The 2771-nt window shown below is 59.3% G+C and carries 1 tRNA gene and 2 rRNA genes; all 3 read right to left on the minus strand.

Annotation, left to right across the window (positions count from 1 at the left end):
- Positions 1-685 (minus strand): 23S ribosomal RNA (locus EYW40_RS20125); the annotation flags it as partial.
- A gap of 215 nt (positions 686-900) precedes the next feature.
- Positions 901-972: transfer RNA gene (locus EYW40_RS19445), tRNA-Ala, on the minus strand.
- A gap of 140 nt (positions 973-1112) precedes the next feature.
- A 16S ribosomal RNA gene (locus tag EYW40_RS19450) occupies positions 1113-2583 on the minus strand.
- Between the last annotated feature and the right edge of the window lie 188 nt (positions 2584-2771).

Raw genomic sequence — 2771 nt, forward strand, 5'->3', positions numbered from 1 at the left:
GCCTTCCCCGATGCTCGGGTTAGACTCGTCAAGCAAGTACACTCCCTGGTTCGTTTTTCAAAACGTACGACGGAACAGCGGCTTCCTCTGAGTCTTACTGCGGACTCGCGTCCGGTTCATTTGTCAGAGGACCTTTCGTGCCCCGTCGCTCGATCGCCACCTGATTTCAAGCCCTATTGCACCTCCCTTTGTGGGGTGCTTTTCAGCGTTCGCTCACGCTACTTGTTCACTATCGGTCTCGAGGTGTATTTAGTCTTGGCCGTCAATGCCGGCCACATTCACGAGGGAGATCCAACCCCCGATACTCTGGAGCTGACGCACGTCGTACTCGTCTGCATTACGGGATTGTCACCCTGTATCATGCTCCATTCCAGGAGACTTCATGCAGATTTCCCGACGATGAAACAGTCCGAACACCACATTGCCCGAAGGCTTCGGTTTGGACTGTATCGCGTTTACTCGCGGTTACTGACGATATCTCGGTTTGATTTCTCTTCCTGCCGGTACTGAGATGTTTCAATTCCCGGCGTTCCCCATTGCGCGAAGCAATTGCGGTGGGGATTCCCATTCGGAAACCTCCAGTTCTTTCCCTCCGTGCGGGTCCCTGGAGCTTTTCGCAGCTTGGCACGTCCTTCATCGGCACTCGAGCCGAGCTATCCACCAGGTGGCACAGTAGCCACGTTGTGGTTATCGATTGTCACTGTGACCCGGGAACGGGTCCAGTGGACGTCTGGATTGCACGTACACACGGCGTCATTACACGAGTCTGGGTGTCACCGGACTCGTGTTCAACCCTTCCCAACCGCGCTTGCGCGGGATGGTGCATCGGTTTGCTTCGGATTCCATCGTCGGGCCGACTCCCACTTAAGGGCGTCGGTCCGGGATGGATTCCGATTTACATGGACCCACTGGGATTCGAACCCAGGGCATCCTCCTTGCAAAGGAGGCACTCTACCGCTGAGCTATGGGCCCGCTCTCCCGGGTTGGGAGAGGCGTGTGGTGGAGGTGTTAGCCTTGGTAGTTCTGAGGTGCCCGGTCGGTCGGGCGGGTGGTGGGGTGTGCGAGTACGGACGCCAAGGTGAGCCAGGCGCGTCGGCCTGGTCTCGGGTCGTTGGAGGTGATCCAGCCGCAGATTCCCCTACGGCTACCTTGTTACGACTTAAGCCCCCTTGCGAAGCCCAGATTCGACCGGCGTGGCCGGCCTCATCCGGACCTCACTCGGGTGCTTTGACGGGCGGTGTGTGCAAGGAGCAGGGACGTATTCACCGCGCCCTGCTGAGGCGCGATTACTACCGAATCCAGCTTCATGAGGGCGGGTTGCAGCCCTCAATCCGAACTACGACCGAGTTTAGGAGATTAGCGTCCTCTGTCGAGGTAGCGTCCCATTGTCTCGGCCATTGTAGCCCGCGTGTCGCCCAGCTCATTCGGGGCATACTGACCTACCGTTGCCCGTTCCTTCCTCCAGTTTGGCACTGGCAGTCCCCCTAATGTACCCATCAGCCGTGAAGGCCATGCTGGCAATTAGGGGTGCGGGTCTCGCTCGTTGCCTGACTTAACAGGACGCCTCACGGTACGAGCTGACGGCGGCCATGCACCTCCTCTCAGCAGGTCTAGTAAGCTCATCACACTGACTGTCACTCCTGCTGTCGGAGCTGGTGAGATGTCCGGCGTTGAGTCCAATTAAACCGCAGGCTCCTCCGGTTGTAGTGCTCCCCCGCCAATTCCTTTAAGTTTCATCCTTGCAGACGTACTTCCCAGGCGGCTCGCTTCGCGGCTTCCCTGCGGCACAGCACAGGCTCGTAGCCTGTGCCACACCTAGCGAGCATCGTTTACAGCTTGGACTACCCGGGTATCTAATCCGGTTCGTGACCCAAGCTTTCGTCCCTCACCGTCGGATCCGTCTTCCCGAGGCGCTTTCGCCACCGGCGGTCCGTCCAGGATTACGGGATTTCACTCCTACCCTGGACGTACCCCTCGGGTCTTCCGGTCCCTAGCCAGACAGTTTTCGCCGGACGCCCACCCGTTGAGCGGGTGGATTTCCCGACGAACTTGCCTGGCCGGCTACGGACGCTTTAGGCCCAATAAGATCGGCCATCACTTGGACTGCCGGTATTACCGCGGCGGCTGGCACCGGTCTTGCCCAGTCCTTATTCGCGCACCTCAGTACGGTGTGCAAAAGCGAGGGCTATATGCCCTCGCACTCGGGGTCCCCTTATCGCACTGGCGTGCAGTGTAAAGGTTTCGCGCCTGCTGCGCCCCGTAGGGCCCGGTATCTTGTCTCAGATACCGTCTCCGGGTTCTTGCTCTCACAACCCGTACCGATTATCGGCACGGTGGGCCGTTACCCCACCGTCTACCTAATCGGCCGCAGCCACATCCTACGGCGCCGGAGCGTTTCCGGCTCGCTCTCTTCCAAGGTGCGAGCCGTATGAGGTATTAGCCTCAGTTTCCCGAGGTTATGCCTCTCCGTAGGGTAGTTTGGCCACGTGTTACGGAGCTATTCGCCACGAGTATGAACTCGTGCGACTAGCATGGCTAAATCGGACCCCGATAGCAATGGCCTCCGGCAGGATCAACCGGAATGTTCCCGGCCACAAGGGCCGGGGGGCTTGGCGGGTACACTCAGAGAGTGTACACCATATTGCGTGGTCCGTGCTCGGTGCCCACCGAACCGCTGACCGGCCGGGTGGCACCGAACTACCAAGGCTAACATCAGATCCCATCGTGTACGGCGGACCGCAGGGGTGGAATCCTCATCTCCTTCCGGACTT

Origin of the sequence: Halostella litorea, assembly GCF_004785955.1 — an archaeon.
GTDB classification, from domain to species: Archaea; Halobacteriota; Halobacteria; order Halobacteriales; family Natronoarchaeaceae; genus Halostella; species Halostella litorea.